This is a genomic window from Bradyrhizobium genomosp. III (assembly GCF_000261705.1).
Classification (GTDB): Bacteria; Pseudomonadota; Alphaproteobacteria; order Rhizobiales; family Xanthobacteraceae; genus Bradyrhizobium; species Bradyrhizobium ottawaense.
Window position 1 is genome coordinate 1 of the sequence record NZ_AJQF01000510.1, and the last position, 24,825, is coordinate 24,825.

At 60.2% G+C, this 24,825-nt stretch carries 23 protein-coding genes and 5 pseudogenes; 16 read left to right on the plus strand and 12 right to left on the minus strand.

The genetic code is table 11. The features are described from left to right. Positions 1-63 precede the first annotated feature (63 nt). From IC66_RS44385 to IC66_RS0139575, 3 genes are all read right to left on the minus strand, one after another. Positions 64-828, minus strand: coding sequence for an IS5 family transposase (locus IC66_RS44385; protein ID WP_014498598.1), 765 nt, complete (start codon positions 826-828; stop codon positions 64-66). 558 nt (positions 829-1,386) lie between these two features. Next, the gene (locus IC66_RS0139570) at positions 1,387-2,451 is read right to left on the minus strand and encodes an IS110 family transposase (RefSeq protein ID WP_011088795.1); all 1,065 of its coding nucleotides are present in this window, start codon (positions 2,449-2,451) and stop codon (positions 1,387-1,389) included. Positions 2,452-2,708: 257 nt separating this feature from the next. After that, a complete protein-coding gene (locus tag IC66_RS0139575) occupies positions 2,709-3,293 on the minus strand; it encodes a DUF308 domain-containing protein (RefSeq protein WP_009734588.1) in 585 nt (194 codons plus the stop codon). Between the two features lie 246 nt (positions 3,294-3,539). Here IC66_RS0139575 and IC66_RS0139580 point away from each other — a divergent pair, with 246 nt between their 5' ends. The 6 genes from IC66_RS0139580 to IC66_RS47395 all read left to right on the plus strand — a co-directional run bounded on the left by IC66_RS0139580 (position 3,540) and on the right by IC66_RS47395 (position 8,009). Then, the gene (locus tag IC66_RS0139580) at positions 3,540-4,166 is read left to right on the plus strand and encodes a TetR/AcrR family transcriptional regulator (protein ID WP_223153791.1); all 627 of its coding nucleotides are present in this window, start codon (positions 3,540-3,542) and stop codon (positions 4,164-4,166) included. Between the two features lie 159 nt (positions 4,167-4,325). Next, positions 4,326-4,973 (plus strand): L,D-transpeptidase, encoded by a 648-nt coding sequence (locus tag IC66_RS0139585; protein ID WP_014498601.1) that lies wholly within the window; start codon positions 4,326-4,328, stop codon positions 4,971-4,973. A 104-nt stretch (positions 4,974-5,077) separates the two neighbouring features. Beyond that, on the plus strand, positions 5,078-5,956 hold the full coding sequence (locus IC66_RS0139590) for an oxidoreductase (RefSeq protein WP_011090906.1): 879 nt from the start codon (positions 5,078-5,080) through the stop codon (positions 5,954-5,956). Beyond that, entirely contained in the window at positions 5,953-6,801 is an 849-nt protein-coding gene (locus tag IC66_RS0139595) for an alpha/beta fold hydrolase (RefSeq protein ID WP_011090907.1), read from the plus strand. Before IC66_RS0139590 ends, IC66_RS0139595 begins: the two co-directional genes overlap by 4 nt. Before the next feature lie 105 nt (positions 6,802-6,906). Continuing rightward, the gene (locus IC66_RS0139600; protein WP_026192141.1) at positions 6,907-7,437 is read left to right on the plus strand and encodes a VOC family protein; all 531 of its coding nucleotides are present in this window, start codon (positions 6,907-6,909) and stop codon (positions 7,435-7,437) included. Between the two features lie 146 nt (positions 7,438-7,583). After that, a complete protein-coding gene (locus IC66_RS47395) occupies positions 7,584-8,009 on the plus strand; it encodes a hypothetical protein (RefSeq protein WP_223153792.1) in 426 nt (141 codons plus the stop codon). A 463-nt stretch (positions 8,010-8,472) separates the two neighbouring features. Here IC66_RS47395 and IC66_RS0139610 read toward each other — a convergent pair whose 3' ends face one another. From IC66_RS0139610 to IC66_RS49315, 4 genes and pseudogenes are all read right to left on the minus strand, one after another. Next, a complete protein-coding gene (locus IC66_RS0139610) occupies positions 8,473-8,826 on the minus strand; it encodes a hypothetical protein (RefSeq protein ID WP_014498603.1) in 354 nt (117 codons plus the stop codon). A 73-nt stretch (positions 8,827-8,899) separates the two neighbouring features. Further along, positions 8,900-9,794: pseudogene (locus tag IC66_RS0139615) on the minus strand (IS5 family transposase); the annotation flags it as partial. Between the two features lie 665 nt (positions 9,795-10,459). Then, entirely contained in the window at positions 10,460-10,744 is a 285-nt protein-coding gene (locus IC66_RS44395; protein WP_014498605.1) for a helix-turn-helix domain-containing protein, read from the minus strand. A 261-nt stretch (positions 10,745-11,005) separates the two neighbouring features. Beyond that, positions 11,006-11,170 (minus strand): annotated as a pseudogene (locus IC66_RS49315) (Mu transposase domain-containing protein); the annotation flags it as partial. Here IC66_RS49315 and IC66_RS0139625 point away from each other — a divergent pair. Continuing rightward, positions 11,093-11,398, plus strand: a complete 306-nt coding sequence (locus IC66_RS0139625) for a transposase (protein ID WP_202557294.1) — start codon at positions 11,093-11,095, stop codon at positions 11,396-11,398. The pseudogene IC66_RS49315 and the gene IC66_RS0139625 sit on opposite strands and share 78 nt — an antisense overlap. A gap of 19 nt (positions 11,399-11,417) precedes the next feature. Here IC66_RS0139625 and IC66_RS0139630 read toward each other — a convergent pair whose 3' ends face one another. Next, a complete protein-coding gene (locus tag IC66_RS0139630; RefSeq protein ID WP_014498607.1) occupies positions 11,418-12,302 on the minus strand; it encodes a hypothetical protein in 885 nt (294 codons plus the stop codon). Positions 12,303-12,768: 466 nt separating this feature from the next. Between IC66_RS0139630 and IC66_RS0139635 the strand changes: the two genes are divergently transcribed. The 7 genes and pseudogenes from IC66_RS0139635 to tnpC all read left to right on the plus strand — a co-directional run. Continuing rightward, complete coding sequence (locus tag IC66_RS0139635; RefSeq protein ID WP_014498608.1) at positions 12,769-13,434, plus strand: DUF6088 family protein; 666 nt, start codon at positions 12,769-12,771, stop codon at positions 13,432-13,434. Continuing rightward, complete coding sequence (locus IC66_RS49320) at positions 13,431-13,748, plus strand: nucleotidyl transferase AbiEii/AbiGii toxin family protein (protein ID WP_014498609.1); 318 nt, start codon at positions 13,431-13,433, stop codon at positions 13,746-13,748. Before IC66_RS0139635 ends, IC66_RS49320 begins: the two co-directional genes overlap by 4 nt. Continuing rightward, positions 13,738-14,478, plus strand: a complete 741-nt coding sequence (locus tag IC66_RS0139640) for a nucleotidyl transferase AbiEii/AbiGii toxin family protein (protein WP_014498610.1) — start codon at positions 13,738-13,740, stop codon at positions 14,476-14,478. Before IC66_RS49320 ends, IC66_RS0139640 begins: the two co-directional genes overlap by 11 nt. A gap of 43 nt (positions 14,479-14,521) precedes the next feature. Continuing rightward, a complete protein-coding gene (locus IC66_RS0139645; protein ID WP_018647441.1) occupies positions 14,522-15,622 on the plus strand; it encodes a hypothetical protein in 1,101 nt (366 codons plus the stop codon). Next, positions 15,612-16,628: a tyrosine-type recombinase/integrase gene (locus IC66_RS0139650; protein WP_240536555.1), complete on the plus strand. Its 1,017-nt coding sequence runs from the start codon at positions 15,612-15,614 to the stop codon at positions 16,626-16,628. The genes IC66_RS0139645 and IC66_RS0139650 overlap by 11 nt, the downstream gene beginning before the upstream one ends. After that, positions 16,603-17,055, plus strand: a pseudogene (locus IC66_RS44400) (tyrosine-type recombinase/integrase); the annotation flags it as partial. The gene IC66_RS0139650 and the pseudogene IC66_RS44400, both read left to right, overlap by 26 nt. 103 nt (positions 17,056-17,158) lie before the next feature. After that, positions 17,159-17,930 (plus strand): annotated as a pseudogene (tnpC, locus tag IC66_RS0139655) (IS66 family transposase); the annotation flags it as partial. A 166-nt stretch (positions 17,931-18,096) separates the two neighbouring features. Here the strand turns inward: tnpC and ltrA are convergent. After that, on the minus strand, positions 18,097-19,425 hold the full coding sequence (ltrA, locus tag IC66_RS0139660; protein ID WP_014498615.1) for a group II intron reverse transcriptase/maturase: 1,329 nt from the start codon (positions 19,423-19,425) through the stop codon (positions 18,097-18,099). Next, a complete protein-coding gene (locus IC66_RS0139665; protein ID WP_011090915.1) occupies positions 19,361-20,197 on the minus strand; it encodes an outer membrane protein in 837 nt (278 codons plus the stop codon). Before IC66_RS0139665 ends, ltrA begins: the two co-directional genes overlap by 65 nt. Positions 20,198-20,640: 443 nt before the next feature. On the opposite strand from IC66_RS0139665, the gene IC66_RS0139670 reads away from it, so the two are divergent. Both IC66_RS0139670 and IC66_RS0139675 read left to right on the plus strand, forming a co-directional pair. Beyond that, the gene (locus IC66_RS0139670) at positions 20,641-21,309 is read left to right on the plus strand and encodes an AAA family ATPase (RefSeq protein WP_011090916.1); all 669 of its coding nucleotides are present in this window, start codon (positions 20,641-20,643) and stop codon (positions 21,307-21,309) included. Next, positions 21,272-22,309 carry a hypothetical protein gene (locus IC66_RS0139675; protein WP_011090917.1) on the plus strand — a complete coding sequence of 346 codons (1,038 nt, stop codon included), beginning with the start codon at positions 21,272-21,274 and terminating at the stop codon, positions 22,307-22,309. Before IC66_RS0139670 ends, IC66_RS0139675 begins: the two co-directional genes overlap by 38 nt. 4 nt (positions 22,310-22,313) lie before the next feature. On the opposite strand, the gene istB is transcribed toward IC66_RS0139675, so the two are convergent. Both istB and istA read right to left on the minus strand, forming a co-directional pair. Then, positions 22,314-23,177, minus strand: coding sequence for an IS21-like element helper ATPase IstB (istB, locus tag IC66_RS0139680; protein ID WP_011090918.1), 864 nt, complete (start codon positions 23,175-23,177; stop codon positions 22,314-22,316). Then, positions 23,074-24,676: pseudogene (gene istA, locus IC66_RS0139685) on the minus strand (IS21 family transposase). Before istA ends, istB begins: the two are co-directional and overlap by 104 nt. Positions 24,677-24,825: the final 149 nt, after the last annotated feature.

Sequence of the window (24,825 nt, forward strand, 5' to 3'; positions counted from 1 at the left end):
CCGTCAAACGCTTTTGCCACAAAGCCCAGCAGACTTTATGTGGCGAACTTTAGATTCATGTGACTAGGGCGCGGACTCATAACGAGCGGCGAGCCATAGCCGGATAGATGCAAGTTGGATGAAGGCAAGGTAGTTTCCAGCAAGCCTGTCGTAGCGCGTCGCCACCCGACGGCATTGTTTGATCCTGTTGAAGAACCGCTCGACGCGGTTGCGGGCGCGGTAGAGATACGGGCTGAAGCAGATCGGATCGGTCCGATTGCTTTTCGGCGGGATATTGGCCCATGCGCCCTTTTTCATGGCAAGCTCCCTGATCCAGTCAGCGTCGTAGCCGCGGTCGGCGAGCAGCATTGATCCGGATCTCAAACGAGAGAGCAGTTTACCGGCAAGTCGAACGTCGTGCGCCTCGCCAGGACTCAACGCAAGTTGTACCGGTAGACCATTGCTGTCGACCACCGCGTGGATTTTGCTCGTCAGACCGCCGCGTGACCTTCCCATCGATTGACGCCAGTTTCTTGTGATGCAGGCCCCATGTTGATGTACGCGAACAATGGAAGTGTCGATCATCTGCACGGCAGCATCATGGGCGCCGGCCAGTGCGCTCATGAGCTTGGCCCACACGCCGGCCCGTCGCCAGCGAACGAATCGATTGTAGCAAGTGGTGTACGGACCGAAGTTTTCTGGCAGGTCGCGCCATGGCGCTCCGGATCGCAAGACCCAGAAGATGCCGTTGAGGACACGACGGTCATTCACCCGCGGCACGCCGCGCGACTTATTCGGCAACATCGGCTTAATGACGGACCACTCATAGTCCGTGAGTTCGTAGCGCATGATTCGGCCCCTTCCGTTGTGTGGCTTGAATCATGGCTCGGCTGTCGGGCTCAACTGGTCGCTATGCACTCGAAAGCCGACCGATTATGCTCACCTTGAGTTTTGTCGTTCCTGACCCAATGTATGGTCCGGCCGTGCGTAGCAAGAGGTTCGTCGATCAGGTGGTGAGTGGTCTTGCATCAATGTATCCGGCCTTTGATTGGAGCATTCTCTCCGGGCCATCATGGATATCAGCGCGCGTGCGTTCTCATTAGCGGACAGGCCTCGATTGGGCCATTTGGGTCACCAGTGTTCGCATGCGCCGGGAAGACCGAACCTCCATCTCGTCTCATCCTCTCGCAGACCTTGGCTGGAACCTGTTGATGGGGTTACGTCATCGCTTGCTCCTCCTACCTCGCAGTTCCTGTGTTCGAGCCGGGGGCCGTTCCTTCGTCCCGGCCCGCAGGACGTGCGTCGCGTCGCGCGCACGGGCGGTCAAGGCCGGCCGTTGCGCTTTGCTTGCGGCTGGCTCCGGCGTTGCCAGGCCGCGCCTTGACCGCCCCGAGCACGGCGCGACGATCAAGCGGATTGGACGTCTGCATCGTTGGTCCTTGTCAGCTCGAAGGCGCGTCCTTTAGCCAGCACCGCCCAGGCGATGCGGGCAAGCTTGTTGGCGAGTGCGATCGCTAGCACGTTGTGGTGCAATCGCTTCTTGGCGGCTTCGATCCAGGATCTGAGTCCGTAACGTTCCCAGTTCTTGATCCTGACCAGCACCACCCATGCCGCCTGCACGAACAGAACGCGCAGGTAGCGATTGCCGCGCCTTGAGATTTTGCCGAGGATCGTGCGGTCTCCCGTCGAGATCTGCTTGGGCACCAGTCCGAGCCAGGCGCCGAAGTCACGGCCTTTGGAGAAGACGTCTCCAGTGCCGATCGCGGCTACCATGGCGCTCGAAATGATCGGCCCGATGCCAGGCACCGTCATCAGGCGCGAACATGCCTGATCTTGACGGGCCAGTGCTTCGATCTCGCCGGAGAGGCTATCGATGCGCTGATCCAGCCGGCGCCAGTCGCCTGCCAACTCCTCGATGACACGCAACATGCGTGGCGACAGGGCATCGGTGCGCGTGGCAAGGATGGTGGGCAGTTCTGTGCGCAGGAAGCCGATACCCTGGCGCACCGCGATCCCGCGTTCCAGCATGAAGGCGCGAATCTGGTTGATGATGCCGGTGCGTTGCGACACCAGCCGCTCGCGCACCCGATGCAGCGCCTGCAGATCCAGTTGCTCCGCGGTCTTGGTCGCCACGAACTTCATCGTCGGGCGTTGCACGGCTTCGGCAATCGCTTCGGCATCATTGAAGTCGTTCTTCGGTCCTTTGCTATAAGGGCGGACATATTTGGCCGGCATCAACCTGGCATCGTGACCTAGCGATGCGAGTTTGCGGCTCAAATGATGTGCGCCGACGCAGGCTTCCATGCCGATCAGGCAAGGCTGCATATTGGCGAGCCGCGCCTCCACCTGGCCACGCGACCACTTTTGCCGCAGCACGATGGCGCCGCGCGTATCGTGGCCCACGACGTGGAACGAGTTTTTGCCGATATCGATGCCGATCACGGCGATCGCAGTACTGGGTGTCTGGGACATGGCGTGCTCCTTGTCTTGGCGCCCCTGGCCAGCTTATCGCTGGCGGGGCAGGAGCACGGCCGGACCATCCCATTAGCAGATCTGAGGCGTTGCGCCGAGCCCCGCGAAGTAGCCAACGTGGTGATCTTTCTCGATAGGACGGCGCCAGCGCGATGGCTGGGCCGTCCTGACGGCTGATGCGGGGACCATCAATCGGCTAACCGGCGGTATCGAAGACAGCTGCCGGTCCTTCATGATGAAGGTCCGTCAAACGTGTGCTACGCAGTGGTTTGCACAGAAGAGCGACGCAAGCCGGTGCTCCATAGCCAAACGGCCGAAACCATAAAGTAGAAGGCACCGAACGCGGCGTAGCCGGCAACGTCACTAATCCCGACATTGGTAACAACCCCCGCCCGGTAGACGAAGAAGCACCCCGCCAGCGCCGACTGTGCGCCGCTGAGGATCATCGCCCATTGTGCGCCGGCCGATCCCCAGCGGCCCACGCCGGTCGCAAGCTGAAGAAGCCCCGCGACGACCGCCCATGCCCCGAAGATCAAAAGCACGGCATTCATGCTCCGCGTCAGCGCGATGGTGACCGCTATTGCAGTAATAATGCTAATGATGACATTGACCATCTGGCTCTTGCTCGAAGCAAGCCCACTGCTGCGTTGCGCGTCGAGATAGTTGGCGAGGGCATCCCACAAGGGATAGGCAACCAGCAGGATGGCCGCGAGATGGGAACGGTCTCTGGCGATCGTCAAGGCCGCAACCGCCCATAGAGCCGCGACGGCAGAGCGAATGAAATAGTAGCGCTTGAGCCAGGCATTGGCTTTCGGAGAAGGACGTGTAGTGCTGAGCGTCATGTGGTCTCTTCCTGGATGGCAGTTACCCGTCCGCCTGGTCATTATGTTTTCACGCCACGGCGTAGCAGAGGGGAAGCATCATGATTGTCGTTTCGCCTCCTTTGCGAGGCGGCGTCGGACAGGATGTAACCAACTACGAGGCGATGCCGGGAGCCGTTACTGAGGCCGAACGAAAATTTTGGACGGTCCTCACAGCCTGAGCAACGCAGGCCTGCATATAAATCGACTATTGCAATTAGGAACCGTTTGGTTTATATTGCCCGTATGATGACCATCAATACCAAACTTCCTGTGGGACGCCCCCGTGAATTCGATCTCGACGAGGCGGTGAGGCGAGCGATGCAAATCTTTTGGGATCGTGGGTTTCACGACGCATCGTTGCCTGATCTGCTTGCCGGAATGCAGCTTTCGAAGGGCAGCTTCTACAAGGCTTTCGGTGACAAGAAATCTGTCTTCCTGCGCGCCCTCGAGTTCTACACCGACGATGGCGTACGAAACGTCCAGGAGGTTCTGCGATCAGCCCCCTCGCCGAAGGCGGCAATCCGCAACGCGTTGGTGCGGTATGCGGATTTGTCGTCTGGGAAAAAAGGGGTGCGCGGTTGTTTCGGTGTGTTGACGGCTGCCGAGATGTTGCCGGGAGATCCCGACATCGCAGAGGTGATCAAGCGTCTTTTCTCCAGGCTTCAAGCCCTGTTCGCTGCAACGATCGCGAAAGGACAGGCCGCCGGCGAAATCGCCAATAGGTCCGATCCTGAAGTCATAGCGCACTTTATCGTCTCACATGCACAAGGCATGCGGGTGCTTGGTAAAGTTGGATCACGCCGCGACGAGATGCTGAAAGATGCCGATCTCCTGATGGAGATGCTTTTTTAAAAGCAAAATTCGGAACCAATTGGTTCCTATTGCAGTTGTGCCGATGGCACGCTTGGCTTTCCTGGGAGCTTCAATGTTCGGATATCAGCAACAGAGTCACCGATTGGACTGCGGCGAAGGTTACGGTTCGATATGAGGAACTCAGATGCCAGGCGCTCTATGCGGTTCTCGGTATTCGGTGCAATGGCGATCGTTCTCTCGGGTTGTGCCAGTCGCAGCGGCCTCGTCGAGGCCGATATCATCAGCACGCCGAGTGAGTACGCGCAACTCGTCGACGGAGTTTACACCTTACCAGCCGTCGACATATCCGGCGTCGATCCGGCGATGTTGCGCCAGCGCGTGGACTATACGACGAATGAGCCTGTCGGGACGATTGTCATCGATACGGCTGCTCATCAGCTCTATCTTGTCGAGGGCGACGGAAAGGCCATGCGCTACGGCATTGGCGTTGGCAAGGATGGTCTCGCTTTCGCAGGCACCGCGACCATTAGGCGAAAGGCGGAATGGCCGCATTGGACTCCGACCAAGAACATGATGAATCGGGAGCCTGCGCGCTATGGCCATCTCGCCAGCGGAATGGCCGGCGGGCTTGGCAATCCCCTTGGACCACGCGCGCTGTACCTCTTTCAGGGCGAACGGGACACGATGTTCCGCATTCATGGGACGACCGAGCCGGAGACGATCGGTCGCGCCGTTTCGAGCGGATGCATTCGACTCATCAACCAAGACATCATCGATCTCTATAGCCGGGTCAAGATCGGCAGCCGCGTCGTCGTCATCCAGGGCGGCCGAGCGGTGAGTTCTTGAGCATGGCCTCTGATCGCAGAGAGTCGGTCGGCCTTGGCCGATATCACGGGTCGCAATAGCGGCGAACGATTTGCATCGTCTGATAACAACTCGGAGAAGAAAGCATGAAGACTTGGCTCATCACAGGCTGCTCAAGCGGCTTCGGCCAGCGGCTCGCGCTCGCGGCGGCGGAGCGCGGCGATCAGGTCGTCGCGACGGCCCGCAGTGTCAAGACGATCGAGGATATGGCCGAGCCTTTCGACGGCCGCATGATCACCGTGCCACTGGACGTGACCGATGCGGCGGCAGCCAAGGCCGCGGTCGCAAAAGCGGTCGAGACCTTCGGCGGGTTCGACGTGCTCGTCAACAATGCCGGATACGGACTGCATGGCGCGATTGAGGAGGGGACGTCTGACGAATACCGGCCGATGTTCGAGGTAAACCTCTTCGGTTTGATCGAAGCCACCAGAGCCGCCCTGCCCGTCATGCGGCGCTCGGGCGGAGCGATCGTCAATATGTCGTCCGTCGCCGGCATCTCGGGCGGCGGAGGCGGCGGTTACTACAACGCCGCCAAGTTCGCCGTGGAAGGGATTTCCGAAGCGCTCGCCAGCGAGTTGAAGCCGTTCGGCATCCGAGTGCTGATCGTGGAGCCTGGGCCGTTTCGCACCGATTTCCTCGGCCGTTCGATCACAGTCGCCGCCAACGAGATGCCGGAATATGCCGGGACCTCGCGCAGGCACTATCGCGAAACCAATAACGGCAATCAGGCGGGCGACCCCGACAAGGCGATCGCAGTGATCCTGCGCGCCGTCGACGACGACGACGCCCCGCTTCACCTGCCGCTCGGCCCGGTCGCGCATGCTGCCGCCGAGCGAAAGCTGGCTGCCTTCCGCAGCGATATCGACGCCTGGCACGACATCACGATCGCTACCGATTTCGACCCGCCCGGAACGCGGGTCGCGAGCTCCGATCGAACGTCAACATCGACGGGACAGCGACCATGATCGCGACTCTGAAGGGTTTTGCCCAACAGCTGGTGCCGGTGAACGGCATCAAGATCAACGCCGTCACGGGCGGCTCAGGCCCGTCGATTCTTCTGCTGCATGGCTGGCCGGAAACATGGTGGGAATGGCACCATGTGATGCCGCAACTGGCCGCGCATTTCAGCGTGGTCGCGATCGATCTGCGCGGCGCCGGCTTTTCCGACTGTCCGCTCGGCGGCTACGACAAGGCGACAATGGCGCGCGACGCGCACGAAGTGATGGCTGCCCTTGGCCATCAACGCTACGCAGTGTGCGGCCATGATATCGGCGGAATGGTGGCCTTGCCGCTGGCTGCTGTCTATCGAGAGGCCGTAACCCACCTGGCCGTTCTGGACGTTCCGCTTCCCGGCTGGAGCGGATGGGAGGCGACGATCGCAACGCTCTGGCACTTTGGTTTCCACATGAGCCGGGATCTCCCCGAGCGCCTGATCCATGGCCGTGAATACGACTATGTTTCGAGCTTCATGGCCGAGCGGTTCTACGATCACAGCAGCTTCGATCCGGCGGATGTCGAGATCTACGCCAAAGCAATGGCGCTCCCCGGCCGCACCCGCGGCGGCATGGAATGGTATCGCACCCTCGCCGCCGACCACGCAGCGGCGCTTGAGTACAAGAAGCAACCGCTCGAGATCCCGGTGCTGGCTCTCGGCGGGGATCATCGCTTTGGTCCGCATATGGTGCCGATGGTCGAGGAATTCGCCAGCAACGTAACGGGCGGCTCGATCGCCCGCTGTAGCCACTATGTCGCGGACGAGCGGCCGGATGCAGTCGCAGCCGCTCTGATCGAGTTCATCGGAGCCCATTGAAACTCGGCGCCCGTGTCGTTGTGGGCCGGAGAAATCGCGACACTGCGGCAACAGAGCCCCGCACTCATCACGATCGATCAATTCAATCAGAAAGGACAACCCGTCATGACCACACCTATCATCCGCGGCGTCAACCATATCGGCATCACGGTGCCCGACATAGAAGCCGCGAAATCGTTCCTGGTGCAAGCTTTCGGCGGCCAGGTGATCTATCAGTCCTTCGGGCCGCAGGATCCGCCGCGGCAAGGCCCCGAATTCGAGCGGGCCGTCGGAGCGTTCCCGGGAACGGTCGTGCGTGGACAGGCGATGGTCAAGATCGGCACCGGACCCGACATCGAGCTGTTCGAAATGCACGGCCCCCAACAAGCCCAGCCGATCCGAGCGAGCGACTTCGGCATCACGCATTTCGGTGTCTACACCGACGACATCGACGCCTCGGTCACGCGCTTCGAAAAGGCCGGAGGCACACGCCTCACCGCGCCGCGCGCGATTCCTTACGCAACCGAGAAAGGTCTTGGAAACAAGGTCTGTTACTGCCGAATGCCATGGGGCACCACGATGGAATTCATCACCACGCCAGATCGCATGCCTTACCACGACCAGACGGCCTTGCGGAGGTGGCAAGACGAGGATTGAGATGAGCGGGACGGCGCCGGCTCGCGCCGTCGACATGCAGGTTGCACGGCACCGGCTGGGCGCTCGGTCCTCCGCGCGTCTTTTCGAAACAGAGTCCAAGCCGCCGTCTCATCCTCGATATGTGCCCGAATCGGCGGGGCAGCGCGATGCCGGACGATTCACACGGTTCGCGTAAACCGGGCAAGGGCCGTCCGGCGGCCGACATACATATCGATCGCAATCATAAACAGCGGACGCGCGCTGAATGCGAAGGTTCTGTAGAAAGTCGTCTGATGGCAAATGCAACAATGGTCGTGACCTGCAGCGGCGGCACATACTTCGATCGCGACTATTATGTCGACGTGCATCTACCGTTGGCGCTCGCATGCTGGCAGAAGCATGGCCTCGAAAGCGCCGCCGCCTTCTTCCCTCGAGACGTCAATTCGGTAGATGTTTCCGTCGGGTTTTATCGGTTTCGCGATGAGGCTTCGCTTCACGCTGCGCTTGCATCCGCCGACACCGACGCAATTATGGACGATGTCCCCCGATTTACTGACGCCAACGTTACCCGAATGATCGGAGCCCCGCTCTGACGGGCGGATGTCGCGATGCATCCCGTTAACTCGTCAATTCCGACTGGCAGGATCATACGCCTTACCAGTGGACGAAATTCCTGACATTGACGCCGGTCGCGGCCAAGCGTCGACCCATCTCGGAAGTCCGACAATGTCCGCTTTCGCGCCGTTGTTGGGGGACAAGCGGACATAGGTGCGCCTACTCTCAGCGGCAGAGTTTATGAGTACGCACCCTAGTTTACAAATGATCGTTTTACGTTCTTGCGGCGCCCATGGTTGTCTTTGGGCACGAGAGGGCGATCGGCGGACAGTCGAAGCGGATCTCGTAGTGCGGTGGCCAGAAAGCGACATCGCAAATACATAGGAAGAATCCGGACATGAACAAAACCCAGATACATTCCTTCGTGCTTCCCGATGCAGCAAAAGCATTTTTGCAGAAGGAACTAGCTCCCATCAAATATCCTGCCACCGCCTACGGATCTTATCTTGCGCAGATCTCCGCAGTGCGGTCGAAGATCGCCGTTGCGTTGACCGATATCCTGCCGTTTCTCTCGGAGCAGGTTCCTCCGTCAGCTCGCCCCGCGGCTATCGAGATTACGAATCTGCCGGTCGATGCGAACATCGACCGCCCCCCGTCCAATGGCGCGAAGCTAAAGCATATCCCAAAGGCGTCGTACTTGTCTGAGAATCTACTCGTTCTCTTCGCCGGGCTGTTCGGCACTCCCTTCTCGATGTCGTTCGAAAGCGAGAGCCTAGTGAACAACGTCATTCCCTTGCCGTCCGCCAAGTCGGACTTTAGCGCCCTCAGCTCTTCGTCGGATCTGAGCTTCCACATCGAGAACGCGGCCTTGAGATTTCATGACAATGGCCGCGACTGTGCGCCAATGGCGCTGTTCTTCACTGGAGTTGTAAGGCGCGGCTGCCTTGCCCTTGCCGATGCACTCCACCTCCGGGGCGTGGAAAGAATAATGCTTCCAGCCACGCTGACGCTGCTGTTGCGAGCGGATCTGCGAAGCGCGGCTGAGCGGGAGGACGAAGGCGTTCTCGAGCACAGCTCGACCTTCGATCTTGCGGCCGATATCGCGGATGATCGTACGCCTCCGACGGGGATCTCGTCGTATGCGTACGGATGATCCGGCCCAGCCGGCTGTGCAGGATGCGCAACTGCCGCTGATGCCGCCTGAATTGCTTGGCATGGGCGTAGCGTCCCGCCATCATTGCCGCGGTCTTGGCGACGCGAAGATAGGACTGCCGCAGCTTGACCCCGTGCTTCCTCGCCATGCGGTTGAGCCCCTTGATGGCCGCGTGCAGCAGCTTAGCATCGGTCGGAAAGGTGATCGCCTTCGGCTGCACGGTGGTATCGACCGTGACACGCTTGAGGTCCTGGCTGCGTAACGCGCCGGCTTCGTGCGCCACCCGCAGGCTCTCGGCCAACAGCAGCTCCAGCTTGTCGCCGAGCCGCTTGCGCCAGTGGCTCAGGTCCGAGCGCTCGTGCGGAAATGAATGCTGGAAGAACTCTTCGCCGGTGAAGTACTGGAAATACGGGTCGTGGACCCAGCGCTCGCACACCCCTTCGTCGGACAGGCCGTAAATCTGCTTGAGCAGCAGCAGCCCAATCACGAAGCGGGTCGCGATGCCTGGCCGGCCGTTCTCGCTGTAGAGCGGGGCGATCTCCCCATCGATCCAGTCCCAGTCGACCCTGCCGGCGAGCTGAACCAGCTCGTGCTTCATATTGATGATCTGGTCCAGCCTGGCCCGGAACAGATCGCCCGATCCCGTCGCCTTCTGCTTCTTCGGCCGCATCACCCCCTCCGATGCGACCACGGAATCATGACTGGCGATTCGACGGAATCTTGAAAATGAAATTGGAAGGTTCCGATCCCTGAAGCATCAAAACCCTGCAATCGCAAAAAAGCCGGTCTGTCAGATTACGATTCCACATCAGTCGCTTGGTCGCTCTTAACGGACGACTGCCTACTTCATGTTCACGCCGATGATGCGGTTGCTTTCAGCGATTATCCTGCGGAAGGGCTGAACCGCCATTTTGCAAAGCATTCACGTTATCGTACCCCGTCGTCGTGACGGCCGCTAAGCACATCGCTGTCCTGGGCCTGGTCGCCGATCTCCGCAGAACCGCTTCCAGAATCCGGCGCGTCGCAGTAGGCTTGCGACCGGTCGTCTATCGATAGCGCGCTCCTCCAGAAAGTGATTGCGGATGCGTTCCCGTTGCTCATCCGTCAGCCAAATCATTCTTTTTAGCGTCCTCGTCGTCGAAGGTTTCGGTCGCGCGACTAAGCCGAGATTAGGAATATATCCGTAACGAAGATTAGCCAGTACGCTACTTACAAGCCACGAACTTCTATAAACGCTTGGTCCATTGCTAGCATGACTTTGTCGAAGGCCGAATGTCCCTTGAGGTCACTTCGCATGGAACGACGCCGCCCGACAGCCTCAGCTTGCCGCTTACACTATTTCTTCTTCCTGCGACGTGGACGCGCCGGCTTGCGACCTCCAGGCAGGGTCTTGGGAGTCGTCGCACTTTTAGACGGCCGAATAAACAACTCGGACAAATGAACGTCCAGCGTCTCGGCGATGCGTTCGAGAAGATCAATTGTCGGGTTCTTCGATTGCCGCTCAAGAGCCCCCATATACGAGCGGTCAACCCCCGCTTCGTAAGCCAATTTCTCTTGCGAAATACCTCGCTCTACGCGGATTCGACGCACATTCCAGGCCACAATCGCACGAGTTTTCATGCGTAAAACATGTCATGAAGCCGGGGCTTCAAACCACTGGCTATAGTCCCGCTATTAATTTCTTCGCGAAAGCCGCCTGCAGCGCACACTCGCCTAAGCTTCCTCCGACCACGGCTTCGTATTCGGCAAGAGTGCGTATATAGCGCGACAATCAGGATGAGAGTCTCACCCTGATCGCCGCCGCGCATGCGTAACAACGACGGCGGTGGGGACGCCGCCAGCTCCGCCGCGATCTCAGCCGGGCGGACCGCGCCATTGCGACTAACAACTCCATCGAGATGAGCGGAGTCGACGACCCGCAGCCGGCGCCCATCCGATTGCAGTGTGGACGGCAACCTGGTGCAATCCATGGCGGATCCGCACTTCCCCGGCCACGATCGTCACCGCCATGCGCTCGCCAATAAGGCGCCATGGCACGGAGTAGCTGTTCGCGTCGATCTCGACGGCGCAATCATTGCCGACGACGTGGGTCAGTTCACGCAAGGGTCCGAACGACGGCTGTCCGCCGAGCGGTTTCAACCGATGTATCTCATCACGCGCAAGGCGGATGATCGGGGCGCCTCGCCGGTCGCGCCCTGGATGCGAACGTTCGCAACATCACGCTCCCATCTGTCGAGATGCGCCTCGAATGCTTCCCAACTTGGGAAGGAATGACCGGCGATCGCGTTCTTCTTCACGTAGCCGACGCCATTCTCCGTCTCGCCCTTCGTGCGCGCCCGATACGTCTGCAAACAATCTCGGCGTCGACCGCCCGATGGCGCGCAGGCTCGATCAACCATCTGAGCGTGTCTCGCTCACCGGCCTCGAGGACGGCCAGCCGCTCACCTGCCGCATCAGATTCGTTCTCCACGGCTGAGAGCCCACGGCTGAGGCTCGAGGCATCGAGCTTCAGGAGACCGGCGAGCAACAGGCCGAGCGCACGCCAATCGTCGAGGAACGACATGATAATCGGTGCACCTGCGGATTTCGCAAAGACGACGAGCGGCGCTTTGTCCGCCTCCGACAATCGGACGCACCACTCAAAGCTGCCAAGCCGGAAGTCGGGCGCTGTGGCAGACGCCGTGAAGACCGAAGAACTGTCGAGACGGCCATAGACCAGTCCCTGGTTGTGGACGGCTTCAAGCGCCTTCGCCAGACGCTCGGCGTTGCGCCAGAGAACGATGCGCGAGCGCGGGACATCAAGATTGTTCAGCCAGTGATCGGGGCGCGCATGCTTGACCATGGTATCGAGTGGCGCGAGATCTCGCGGCATGGCCAGAAAGAAGGCATCCGACGCCTCGCCGTACCGCAGCAGTTCGACGATGACCTTGTCGGCGCCTGGATAGGCGAGCACACGCTGTGCCTGGCGCATTTCATGCTGCCAAATTTCACGAAGATCATCGTCGACCGCTGAGCCGGTCTTTTGCCAGTATTTGAGCACGACTGGCTGGTCGTCGCGCTTGTCGTGGGCCGAAATGATCGCCGATTTGAGCGGCTCACCACCGGGGGCCGAGAGGTATTGGTCCCCAAGGTCGAACTGATCCGTCAACGGCCGCAGTTTTTTCAATGTGCTCGGCATCAACTATGAGCTCAAATGGAGCATCTGCTTTGGCGCGGCGGGCGTTTGCACATGCAATGATTTTCAGTATTCGCAGCCAACTAACGATGGTATCGAAATTTGCGTCGGCAACGTCCCGAGCAGCGGGATAGCCTGATTCGGCGAGCTGAATTTAACAAGAATTGTCACCGGCATCCGCCGGTCGCAGCAGTATGTCTGAAATATCCCCTGCGAGCCCTTCCGCGTCCGCACCCGCTCTGGTAGCTACCCGCCTTGCCGGGGCCGCCGCAGGCAGCCACCCGGCACCGGTTCAGATTAAGCCAGAAATACCGCAAATTAACTTTTTATATCAACCACTTATAGCTATACTGCCTGATTCTTCGTCGCCTTGGATGAGCTTCTTTGGGGAACGGAACGTCCGAAAAATGCTGCATAGTTCGGACGGACAAATCTTGCCGACGACCGAAATTTGCATCATATTTCGGACATGCTTGATCAACCGACCACAGACCTCCGCCCGCGGCTCATTGCCCGCATCGACGCAACGCCGACAGAGGTATGGACACCCGGTGATTTCGCTGATCTCGGCAGTCGCGCGGCCGTCGACAAGACGTTGCAGCGTCTCGTTGCGGCTGGCGAGTTGCGCCGCATCGACCGCGGGCTCTACGACCGGCCGCGAAAGAGCAACCTCACAGGCAAGCCGATGGTCCCCGACTATCGCGCGGTCATCAGGGCTGTGGCGCGCCGCGACCAGGCCCGCGTCGTGGTCGACGGGATGACTGCCGCGAATGATCTCGGCCTCACCACGGCCGTGCCGGCGCGCATCGAGGTCCTGGTCGACGCTCGCCTGAAGCCGATCAAACTTGGAAAGCAGGTCATCAATTTCAAGTCGGCGGCACCTAGCCGTCTTTATTGGGCCGGACGTCCGGGCATGCGCGTCGTTCAGGCGCTCTATTGGATGCAGGATATGATGGCGGGGAAGGACGATCGACAAGCGGTAGAGAACGTCCTCAGCAAGCTGTTCGCAAACCCGCAGCATGGAAAGGAGATTCGCGACGATCTCCGTGCAGGTCTTTCAGCTATGCCGATCTGGATGCAGGACTTTCTCAGGCCCTTGCTCGAACCTGACGACGCGGCGGAGGATCACGCGTGAGTAGCGCAGCCTACAAGGAGGTCATCTCCGCCGCACCCGGCGAGAAGCTTGATCTTTTCCTGACGACGGCGAACCGGCTCGGTGCGCCGATCGGAAACGTCGAGAAGGATTTTTGGGTCTGCTGGACCCTCAATGCTCTCTATCACGAACGGCCCGCAGGAGGTCCGCGCCTTCTCTTCAAGGGCGGGACGTCGCTGTCGAAGGCATACGGGCTGATCGAAAGATTTTCCGAAGACATCGATATAACGGTGTTTCGCAACGATCTCGACGAGTCTGCTTCAGTCGAAGAACTCGAGATCGATCTTGTCGAATAAGAAACGCCGCGCTCGATTGGATGCGATCCGGGACGCTTGCCGCAGCTATATTAGCGGTCCGCTATACGCCTTCCTGACCGAACATCTCGCCGAAGCGACGAGTGGACGCGGACGCCTCGAGATCGACGCGTCGGATGCCGACGGGCAGACGCTTCTCGTCTGGTATCCCGAGGTTGAACCGCGCGACGAGGCCTATGTGCGGCCGGCAGTCCGGATCGAGTCCGGAGCGAAGTCGGCGCTTGACCCGAACCACCTGGCGAATATCCGTCCTTACATTGCCGACGACGTGGCAGGCCTCGAATTGACGGTGCCGAACGTCACGACGATCGACGCCGAGCGCACGTTCTGGGACAAAATCGTGATCGCTCACGGGCTGCGCCGCTGGTTCGAGCGCCGCGGTGAGCTGCGCCAGGAAGGCCAGCGCATTTCGCGGCACTTCTACGACCTGTATTGCCTCTTCGCCTCCGACATCGGCCGGTCGGCGGTCAAAGATGCCGAATTGGGGGCCGACTGCGTCCGTCATGCTCTCATGTTCTTCAACCGGCCTGATTACGATCTCGTCTCGGCCGTGACCGGATCGTTTGCGCTTGCGCCGACTGCGGCAATGATCGACGCGCTCGCGCGTGACTATACGAACATGACGCCAATGATCTTCGGCGAGGCTCCTCGGTTCGAGCAAATCCTCGCGTCGATGGAAAAGATCGAACGCGCGGTGAATAGGACGCGCTAGCAAACGAGCAGAATTCGACAACCGCCGATGATAGGATCATGGCATGGCTGACGCTCCAGAGAACATCCCAATGCGATTGCCCGATCCCGCCTCGATCGAGGCGGTTCTCGCACGTCTTCCGACCGGATCTGACGAAGCGGCGCTGGCGGCCGCGCTCACAGAGGCGTTTCCGGGATTTCCGTTTTCGACATCGGGCATTGACGAGCAGTATTGGCGCGACACGCGCTCGGTGGTCGCCGCCGACGGGACACGGATCGCAGAATACCGGCCGTGGATGGAAGCGGAGCTTGCCAAGGACAATGGCGACATTGGCGCGCTCTGGACGCGACTGCGCGAGAGCGACCTTCAGATCTCGGAATGGCACGGCAACAGTGTGTATGCCTTCGCGCCAACTGGACCGGGCGCGGCGGACTATGTGCAAATCCGTCTCGGTCTGGAAGTTGAATGGCGTGCCGGGCCGATCGTCAATCCGACATATCGCCCTTGGGGCAAGGGCGAATTACTCGATCCGTCATGGATCACGCACGAAGATATGTCCGACGACAAGGTAATCGCTGGTCCGCTCTATCGGATGCTTGGGCGCCCAGGCAGCAGCGTCGTCCATGTCCGGAGCTTCCTGACGCGGTGTGCCCGCCTCGAGCGCGAGAAGCGCGAGGCGCAGCGGCCAGAGATGGAACGCCGTGTGGTACGTGAAACGACACGCGAGGGCACGACCGAGACGCCGTTTCTTGAACTGGTGCCGGACTGGTTCGAGTTCGTGCCGCGGGAGACGCGCTTCTTCCAGGATTGGGAAGAATCAAGCGCTTCGGCCGAGCGGGTCTATGTGCACTGGGCGCTCGACATTTACGACTACGACGATAAAGGCACACGCGAGATCGGATTCGTGCCGCGCCCGCGGCATCTGCCGGAAGAGAGGCTGATCGCTGGCGACGCCTCGGTTCATATCCTGATGGATCGCGTCGAAGCCATCGACCGTGAGGTCGGCGTCCCATTTGGTTGGTTCTTCTTGATGACCCATGGTAATCGAGTTGCGCCAGAGGTTGGCCAAGCGATCGCCAAGGGCCTGCGTAGTCAGCGCGTGGTCTTACCCGATCGGGATGCGCGTGTGCTTCTCCGCTGGGCCGAACGGTCCTATGGATTCTAGGAAGACAGGGCCGCGGCGGAAGGCCTCAGTAAACCTAACGCCACACTATCGGAGCTCTGGAAAGAGCGTCGCGACCAATCTGCTTGAGGTAGTCAGGCCTCCTCTCACCTGTTGTCGCCGCTTCCAGAAGCCGGCACGCTGCGGGCTTTCGTTCGCTACGTCGAGCGATCTCAGCTGGGTGCGCCCGCCACCCGGACGATGGCGCTGGACTTCGTCCTGTCGTTCGGTGGCGCCGCCGACAGCCGCGCGGTCCGTCACGGCGTGCTCCGCCGATTCTACGAGTACCTGGTCGTCTACGACCCCCAGACCGAGGTCTTGGAGCGCAGAGCTTTCCCGTGGTCCAGGGCGATTCCGCCGCCGCGCATCCCTAAGTGAGGCTGAGCTGACGTCGCTTATCGACGCATGCGGCTTCATTTCGCCAGGGACCCCTCTCAGGGGCCGCACGATGGCGACGCTAATCGGATTGTTGGCCAGCACGGGGTTACGATCGGGCGAAGTGGTCAGGCTTGATCGCGGCGACGTCGATCTGACCAACGGGGGCATCCTCGTCCGTAAAACCAAGTTCCGTAAAGACCGCCTGATTCCTGTTCACCCAACGACCCAGGCAGCCAAACTTCGTCGATACGCCCGTGAGCGCGACACCGTGTTTCCCAGGCCCAAAGGCGAGGCGTTCTTCCTCAGCTCGCGAGGCTGCCGTCTGTCGGCAACCGGCTTGCAAAGCAACTTCGCTAAGGCCCGCAAGCTCGCGGGCCTTGACAATGGCAAGCCTCTGCGACCGCACGATCTCCGGCACCGGTTCGCGGTGACCAGGCTGAGGCTGTGGCACCACGAGCGCGCGGACGTCCAAGCGCTGCTGCCCTTACTCGCCACCTACCTCGGCCACGCCAACTATAGCGACACAGCCTACTACCTCACCGGCTCGTCGGATCCCCACCAAACGGGCCCACATCGAGGTGACGCATCATCTCACCAACGCCGAGGTGGAGGCTATCATCGCAGCCCCTGATCAGACGACGTCCCGCGGTCGGCGCGACCGGGCCTTTCTGCTCTTCTTGGCGAGAACCGGCGCTCGCGTGTCCGAAGCGACCGGCGTCAACGCGAACGACCTTCAGTTGGAGCGAGGACGCCCGCAGGTGCTGCTTCATGGCAAGGGACGCCGAGATCGCGTCGTTCCCATTCCTCAGGATTTGGTGCGATCGCTGACCAACCTATTGAGCGAACGCGGCCTCGCCCATCATGAACCGCGGCCAATCTTCGTCGGGGTCCACAACGAGCGCCTGACGCGTTTCGGCGCGACACACATCGTGCGGCGTGCCGCCTCCCAGGCCGGGTCCACGAGGCCAAGCTTGGAGGGCAAGCCGATATCGCCGCACATCTTCCGGCATTCCCTCGCCATGAAGCTTCTCCGGTCAGGCGTGGACCTCCTGACGATTCAGGCTTGGCTTGGCCATGCTCAGGTCGCCACGACCCACCGATACGCCGCTGCGGATGTCGAGATGATGCGCCGGGGACTTGAGAAGGCGGGCGTCTCAGGCGACGGAAGCGCTTCTGGCCCAGATCGCCGTCGCCAAATATGCCGATGGCCTGCCGCTCTACCGGCAGGAGGCTATCTACGCCCGCGACAAGGTCGAGCTCGACCGCCAGTTGATGGCGCAATGGATGGGCAAGCTCGGCTTCGAGCTCGAGATCATGGCCGACTACATCTTCAGCGAGGTCAAGAAGGCCGAACGGGTCTTTGCCGACGAAACCACTTTGCAGACGCTCGCTCCGGGCTCCGGATCGACAAAGACGGCCTATTTATGGGCCTATGCCAGGGATGATCGAACGTTTGGCCGCAACGGTCCCCCGATGGTGGCTTATCGCTTCGAAGACAGCCGCTCCGGTGAATGCGCGGTCCGCCATCTCAATGGTTATCGCGGAATCCTGCAGGTGGATGGCTACGCCGCCTATAACAAGCTCGCGCGATCCGATCGCGGCAATGATTGCATCACAGGCTGGCTGCTGGTCACACTGCAGACGCAAGTTCTACGAGCTGCATGTTGCAGGGAGCTCAGAAGTGGCAACGGCGACGGTCGAGCGGATGGCGAAGTTCTGGCAGGTCGAGAAAACGATGCGCGGTCAAAGCCCCGACACTCGCGTTGCCGCGCGCCAGCAAGCCTCCGCGGCGATCGTCGCAGATCTCTTCGATCTCTGGCAGCAGACCTTGCGTCGGATCTTCGGCAAATCAAAACTGGCTGAGGCGATCCGCTATGCCGTCTCGCGCCGTGCCATCTTCGAACGATTTCTGACCGATGGTCGCATCGAGCTCGGTAGAGTCGACGACTGACGCGGTGGCTACAGGTTCCGAGGAGTTGCCGTTGGCCGGCAGCTTTCGCTGAGTGCCGGTGGCTCATTTCGGACCATGGCTCCGTTTCCAGTCGCCGCTCGTCAAACCGGACGTGCGGATTTCCCGCATCCGGCTTTCTCTCAACCCATCAAGCCTTCGCTCTCGGCACGTCGGCACGCGCTCTTGGGAGGCGGTAGAGGCCAAGCGTTTCATGCAGGTATTCCTGCGAGTAACGGTTGAAGCCCCGGCCACGTGCCCCGGTGCGCTGGACCAACCAATGACGCAGACGACGGTCGACGTATTGCCGAATGAGGTTGTAAGTTTCCACCACTGGACCTTGGTCGAAGTAGCCGCACCAGCCGCGTAGGAAGCGGTTGATGACAGCGACTGTGTTCTCCGGTGAGTCCGGATACCACTGACGTGTCGTGCGGTCGTGGACCTGTCTGAGCAATCGTCGAACGGCTTTCTTGGAAGGTCTTGTGCCAAGAAAGGCTTGACCTCCCTTTCCATAGAAGCGTCCGATCGTATACCCGAGGAATGTTACGCTATCCTCTGGGACCCGAGCGAGTCGCGTCTTGGTATCGTTCACCTCCAACCCGAGCCTGTTCATTAGCGTCTGCATCCGCGCCATTGCCGTCTCGGACGAACCGGGGCGACAGCAGATCACGAAGTCATCCGCGTAATTCACGATATGCGCATCGAGTTGATCTTGGTGTCCGTGTTTGCGCCAAGCCAGCAGAAACCGACGAAAGTAGAGATTCGCCAACAACGGGCTCAAAGGTGAGCCTTGTGGAGTTCCTCTTTTCTTCGTCCGAGCCTCCGCCGTCCTTGTGATCCGCCGGCCGTCCTTCTCGATAACCGCGACTGTCAGCCAGCCTTTGATCATCGAAAGAAGCCGACCATCGGCGATCCTGCGTGTGAGGCATTTCATCAGTGGTGCATGCGGAATCGAGGTGAAGTAATCCCTCAGGTCCGCATCGACGATCTCTGATCGCCGATGATCTCTGATGTGCCAGAACACGCGGCGCACTGCCATCTTGGCGTCCACCTTCGGGCGGAAGCCATACTGGTTCTCCAGCAGGTCCGCTTCGAAGATGGCGCCGATCACCAGCATCGCCGCCGTCATGACCGTTCGGTCTTTTACGGTTGGAATGCTGAGCGGTCGGCGTCCGCCATTGCTCTTCGGTATCCATACCCTCAGAAGGGGCTGCGGTCGGTAGTCACCCGCCGTCAGCTCCTGTCTGACATTTTCCAGCCATCGTTCGCGTCCCTCGGTTTCGATCTGAGCAAATGTGATGCCATCCGCCCCCGGCGACCCCCGGTTTGCTCGGCAGCGCCTGTAGGCTTCCTCCAGCACATCCAGTCTGCAGATTTTGTCCCAAAGAGAGTAGAATCGATAATCTGGTTCAGCCTTAGCTTTCGCCTGCAGCGAGGTCTGAAGTTTCTGAACGGATATTCTCGGTGTTACTAGGTTCATCACCAATCGCCGTGTTCTCGACTACCGAAACCGGCAGCTTTACGTCTTGCCTGCCGAAATCGAAGTAGTCATACTCAACTTTGGCTGACCAGCCGGGCAGGAAGGCATACTCGATGCCCGCACCCAATGTGCCGCCAAATATGTTCTTGGTCGCTCGGCCATCGGCAGCACCGTTAGCAGCAAAGCCAGCCCCCAAGTTCGATGTAACGGCAAAGGACTGGTTGATGCCGATGCTGGAATCGGCCCAAGCTGCGCCGCCCTTGATGTAGACTAGGCCGCGGTCGCCCACCGTGACGCCGACCCGTCCGGTGATATCGGCAATCCATTTGGTGTCGTTCGTGCAGTTCAAGACCACAAAGCAGCCAGTGCGCCCCTTGATACCACTCCATAAAAAATCGCTTTCCACGCCGTAGACCATCACACCGGACTGGAAATTGTAACCGGCTTGTACGCCGCCGAGGAAGCCGTTCAGCTGCACCTGCGGCAATGGCACATTCAAATCGGCAGTGCCGCCGATGAGCTGGTTTACGGTCTGGTTGACGGGGGCGCCAATGAATGTATTGCCCACAGCGAGGTCGGTCTGGCTGGTACCCCAACCCGAGCCTACACTGCCGCCGATGTAACCTCCAGTCCAGCTGAAGAGAGGATAAACGGGAGCCGGCGCTTTGACGACAGGTGCCGCAGGCAAATCAGCAGCTAAACTTCCGCTCCCAAAAGCGATCGTCCCGAACGCAATGATGCTCGCGAGCGACAATTGCTTGTTGCACTTCATCCGAGAGTCCTCCTGCTGAGCACGGAAAAATATTGCGTAGCTTGTCCCCAAGTTGTGGTTAGCTCGATAGTTCGAGCTGGCAGGCAGATCACCTCTCCAATCTGGTAGGAGGCAGCATCTTGCTGCAACTGCGACAGCCGCTTCTTGCCGTGTCCATTCCAGAGAGGCGAGCAGGCTCTGCTTTCATGCTTGTACGACGGTGCTCAGCAATCCTTTCGCGAAGATCCGTGACACGGCCGAATAATGGGCTATTTTACAAAGCCACGTCGTGGTGATTCTCGCGGCCCTTGGCCGACGTATTGCGCGGTATATCGTTAATGGCTGGGCCTCGATTTGGCTGCGATTTCCACGTTCGCTCTTGATGCGACCCACCATCGGGAAGGGTAGGCTCGATGTCGACGACTCGTGCGTTTCATGTCGTTGTCGTCCGGGACGCGTAGAAGATGTATGTCCTTGCTCTGGTCACCCAAAAAGGCGGAAGCGGCAAGAGCACGCTGGCGGTCGGAATTGCAGTCGCAGCGTTGGGGAACGGGGAGCGCGTCGCAATTGTCGAGGCGGATCCACAAGGCACGATTTCAAAATGGAAAGAGCGGCGCCGCCATCCCGATCCCCGGGTCGTTCGGGTCGCTGATTCGGCCGAAATAGAACGGGCGCTCGTCAGCCTTGAAGCCGAGGGGATCTGGCTTACGGTTATCGATACCGCCGCCACGAACAATGCACTGGCCATGCGCGCCATCGCGAGGGCCGATCTTTGCCTGATCCCGGTGCGTCCGAGTCCCGCCGACATCGAAGCTGCGATACCGACGCTGATTGCTATTCGTAGGCTCAACCGCCGATTTGCTTTCGTCCTCGCTCAGACGCCACCGCGGGGCTGCCGCGTGAGTGAAGCCGCGACGTCGCTCAATTCGCTCGGGGTGCTCGCGCTTCCCTATGTCGGACAGCGCAATGACCATCAGGACGCGCTTGGGGCAGGATTAGGCGTGACGGAGTTTGCACAAGAGGGAAGAGCCTCGGAGGAAGTTCGTGAGCTGTGGCGCTGGATCTTGAAGAAGCTTGTCGAGGGGTCGTCAGATCATGAACCACACGCAAGAAACGAAAAAGCCGCGTACTAGGCAGACGCGCTGCGCGCGACGCTCGCTCGTGGAGCTTACCGCGGCGGCGAGCCGAGCCGTTGACGATGGCCTGTTTGTGCTGCCCCGCGGGATTGCTGCTTCCAATCTGCGATCGGAGCACTCAGGCCCGAATACGTCTGATCAAACAATTCTTGCAAGGCAAGCGACGGCTCCGAGTCCCGTTGCGGTGCTTGAATCTCGGAATGCGGCGGCGCCGCGCAAGGACGAACTCCTAGATTCCGACACTACCACCGAGATGATGGTGAAGGTTGCCGAAGACTCTCAAGACAGAGCTTCTGAAAACATCAAAGCCAGCCTGAATGCTGCCTTGGACCATGCAAACGGCCTCGTAGAGACGCGGGTGGGAGGCGAAGCGGCGTCGAAAACCGTCGTCGCTTCCGGACTTGAAAGCAATTTTTTGACCGTTCTCAAAGAAGCCGCAACGGGGTTTCGCGCGGATGCGGCCGAATTAATCATGCAGAAGGAACCAGCCGACAGCGCGGGACAGTCGCAACCGCGATATATGCGGCGGCTCACCGACGAGGCGGTCAGATTGCTCGACGATCTTCGGAGCGGCAAGCTGGAGAACCAGGCGAACTTCATCCTGAGCGAGTGCTTCAGGGAAGCCGCCAGCGCGTTCTCTATCATCAATCAGCAGCTCAAGCGCGACGGCTATCCCGCGAGCATTGATCCATCAATCTTCATTTGGCTTGCCAATATCACCGAACCGGAGACGCGTGACACCGGGACCAAGCGACTTGAGATCGTACCCAACCACCGAGGTCGTCCGAGCACGTACACGCGCCAGGTCGCTCAGTTCATCTGGCACCTTGTCGAGGGACAGGGCTGCGGGCGCCAGGCCGCATATCGGGCGGCGCTCACGAAGTTCTCCGTAACCGCGAGTTTCGTCGAGAACGCCTATGCGTTTTGGGAGCCGGTCTTCAAACGGGCGGGACCGCACGTGAGGATGCTGACCCGCATTTCAGATCCAGAAGTGTAAAGTGTCAATCGGCTTGCAAATTTGACCCTTCATCGGCGTCCAATTTTGACCCCTTTCCGCGGCGGGGTTTGCTGGTAGCGCTCGTCTCGTCGGAGCTGGCCGGGATAGCGGAGGCGAGACGAGCGCGGGTGGCGTGATCGTCGTCTCGGCTTTTGAACCGCCAGCTATCGTTGCCGGTCTCGACGATGTCGCAGTGATGGGTCAATCGGTCGAGCAACGCTGTGGTCATTTTGGCGTCGCCGAACACGCTGGGCCATTCGCCGAATGCGAGATTGGTGGTCACGATGACGGAGGCGCGCTCATAGAGCCGGCTGACGAGGTGGAAGAGAAGCTGGCCACCGGACTGGGCGAAGGGCAAATAGCCGAGTTCGTCCAGCACGATGAAGTCCATCCGGGTCAGATGCTCGGCAAGCCGTCCCTGCCGTCCATTGCGGGTCTCGGTCTCGAGGCGGTTGACGAGGTCGACCACGTTGAAGAAGCGGCCGCGGGCACCAGATCGGATGCAGCTTCTTGCGATGGCAATGGCCAGGTGGGTTTTGCCTGTGCCGGTGCCGCCGACCAGCACGACGTTGCGCTGTTGGGCGACGAAGCCGCCGCCAGCAAGATCATTGACGAGCGTCTGATTGATCGGCGTGCCGTCGAACTGGAAGTCGGCAATGTCCTTGGCAAGCGGCAGCTTGGCAATGGTGAGCTGGTATTTGATAGATCTGGCTTGCTTCTCGTTGATCTCGGCGGAGAGTAGATCGCCAACGATGCGCTGGGGTTCATGCTGACGTTTGACGGCAGTTGCCATGATCTCGTCGAAGGCAGCCTTCATGCCATAGAGCTTGAGCTCGCCCATGAGGTCGAAGATTTGAGTTCGTTCCATCAGTTGGTCCTCCGAAGGTTGTCGTAGCGGGCACAATCGGCGATTGGTGCATGACGGAGCGTCAGGGCGGCTGGCGTCATGATGTTGGCCGGCGGGGCTGGCTCACGTTGACGGGCCAGGATGTTGAGCACCACATCGGCGGAATGAACGCTGTGACTGAGCGCTTCGGCACAGGCCGCTTCCACCGCAGGCAGACCGTCAGTCAGCACCGCGTTGAGGATGTCGACCATCTGCCGATTGCCATCGTCGATGCTGGCAAGCTTGCGCCGGATCCGCTCGATCGCGGCCGGCAGCACCCAGTCCTTGAAGGGAGCGCCGTTGCGTAAGGCGCCGGGGTTGCGGGCGAGCACCGGCACATAATGCCAAGGGTCGTAGACGGTATCGCCGCGGCCAAAGGATCGCTGATGCTCGGCAACGATACGTCCATCCTGGCGGATCACGATGCGATCGGCATAGGCTTGAACCTCGACCGGTCGTCCGACTGCACTGGCTGCGACCGAGTACTTGTTGTTGTCGAAGCGCACCAGGCAGGTCTTCGAGACCGACGCCGTCACCGCATGGAAGCCGTCAAATCGCCCTGCATAGGGAACGAGCCTAGGGCGTTCGACTTCGAACACGTCCCAGATCGTCTGATCGACCAGTTCCGGATGGCGATGAGCCTTGGCGTAGGTGATGCATTTGTCGAGCAGCCAGGCGTTTAACTCGTCGAGGTTTTTGAACCGCAGACGCGGCGTGAAGAAGCGTTCCCTGACCAGCCCGACCTGGTTCTCAACCTGCCCCTTCTCCCAGCCAGACGCCGGCGTGCAGGCGACTGGATCGACCAGATAGTGGCTGCACATCTGCAAAAACCGGCGATTGTAAAGACGCCCTTTACCGACGAAGATCGTCTCCACGGCGGTCTTCATGTTGTCGTAGATGCCGCGGGTGCAGGTGCCCTTGAACAGCGCGAACGCTCGGTCGTGGGCGTCGAACACCATCTCCTGCGTCTCTCGCGGATACGCCCGGGCAAATAGCATACGGCTGTGGCAGAGCCGGACGTGAGCAACCTTCACGACCACGGTGGTTCCGCTCAACAGCACCACCTCATGGCTCCAGTCGAACTGGTAGGCTTCGCCTGGCGCAAAACTCAGCGGGACATAGGCCGCCGCGGTCGATTGCCCGCGTTCCTTGCTCCACCGCCTGGCGTAACGTCGCACCGCATCGTAGCCGCCGTCATAGCCGCGACCGCGCAGCTCTTCGAAGATCCGGATCAATGTCAGCTGCTCACGAGCCGATTTAGCCGCGTTCGCCGCAAGCAGCCCGTCAAGTTCGACTGCCCATCGTCCGAGCTTTGGCCGCGGCTGCACTTGCCGCTCATACTCGAAGGAGGTCTCTCCCGACCTCAGCACCTTCCGAACCGTGTTCCGTGACACCTTCAGGTCACGGGCGATCTCCTTGATCGTCTTGCCCTTGATGAAGTGCTCGCGCCGAATCCGCGCAATCGTCTCCACGACCAGCATCCTCCACCACCTGCTTTGTTACGAAGCAGGCAGCGCAACAGACCAACCTGTAGGGGGGCAATTTTGGACGCCGATCCCCCGGCTTAGGGGGTCAATATTGCAAGCCGAATGACACCATCGAAGGCAGCTGTGACTTTCTTGGCGTGAAC

Bases quoted from the DNA above. Each gene is read 5' to 3' on its own strand.
- IC66_RS0139570 (WP_011088795.1), bottom strand. From the start codon at position 2,451: ATGTCCCAGACACCCAGTACTGCGATCGCCGTGATCGGCATCGATATC.
- IC66_RS0139595 (WP_011090907.1), top strand. From the start codon at position 5,953: ATGATCGCGACTCTGAAGGGTTTTGCCCAACAGCTGGTGCCGGTGAAC.
- IC66_RS44395 (WP_014498605.1), bottom strand. From the start codon at position 10,744: ATGAAAACTCGTGCGATTGTGGCCTGGAATGTGCGTCGAATCCGCGTA.
- IC66_RS0139665 (WP_011090915.1), bottom strand. From the start codon at position 20,197: ATGAAGTGCAACAAGCAATTGTCGCTCGCGAGCATCATTGCGTTCGGG.
- IC66_RS0139575 (WP_009734588.1), bottom strand. From the start codon at position 3,293: ATGACGCTCAGCACTACACGTCCTTCTCCGAAAGCCAATGCCTGGCTC.
- istB (WP_011090918.1), bottom strand. From the start codon at position 23,177: ATGGAACGAACTCAAATCTTCGACCTCATGGGCGAGCTCAAGCTCTAT.
- IC66_RS0139650 (WP_240536555.1), top strand. From the start codon at position 15,612: ATGGATTCTAGGAAGACAGGGCCGCGGCGGAAGGCCTCAGTAAACCTA.
- IC66_RS47395 (WP_223153792.1), top strand. From the start codon at position 7,584: ATGCCGGACGATTCACACGGTTCGCGTAAACCGGGCAAGGGCCGTCCG.
- IC66_RS0139625 (WP_202557294.1), top strand. From the start codon at position 11,093: ATGGCGGATCCGCACTTCCCCGGCCACGATCGTCACCGCCATGCGCTC.
- IC66_RS0139635 (WP_014498608.1), top strand. From the start codon at position 12,769: ATGCTTGATCAACCGACCACAGACCTCCGCCCGCGGCTCATTGCCCGC.
- IC66_RS0139675 (WP_011090917.1), top strand. From the start codon at position 21,272: ATGAACCACACGCAAGAAACGAAAAAGCCGCGTACTAGGCAGACGCGC.
- IC66_RS0139670 (WP_011090916.1), top strand. From the start codon at position 20,641: ATGTATGTCCTTGCTCTGGTCACCCAAAAAGGCGGAAGCGGCAAGAGC.
- IC66_RS0139645 (WP_018647441.1), top strand. From the start codon at position 14,522: ATGGCTGACGCTCCAGAGAACATCCCAATGCGATTGCCCGATCCCGCC.
- IC66_RS0139630 (WP_014498607.1), bottom strand. From the start codon at position 12,302: ATGCCGAGCACATTGAAAAAACTGCGGCCGTTGACGGATCAGTTCGAC.
- ltrA (WP_014498615.1), bottom strand. From the start codon at position 19,425: ATGAACCTAGTAACACCGAGAATATCCGTTCAGAAACTTCAGACCTCG.
- IC66_RS0139610 (WP_014498603.1), bottom strand. From the start codon at position 8,826: ATGTGGAAGCTCAGATCCGACGAAGAGCTGAGGGCGCTAAAGTCCGAC.
- IC66_RS0139590 (WP_011090906.1), top strand. From the start codon at position 5,078: ATGAAGACTTGGCTCATCACAGGCTGCTCAAGCGGCTTCGGCCAGCGG.
- IC66_RS44385 (WP_014498598.1), bottom strand. From the start codon at position 828: ATGCGCTACGAACTCACGGACTATGAGTGGTCCGTCATTAAGCCGATG.
- IC66_RS0139600 (WP_026192141.1), top strand. From the start codon at position 6,907: ATGACCACACCTATCATCCGCGGCGTCAACCATATCGGCATCACGGTG.
- IC66_RS0139585 (WP_014498601.1), top strand. From the start codon at position 4,326: ATGCGGTTCTCGGTATTCGGTGCAATGGCGATCGTTCTCTCGGGTTGT.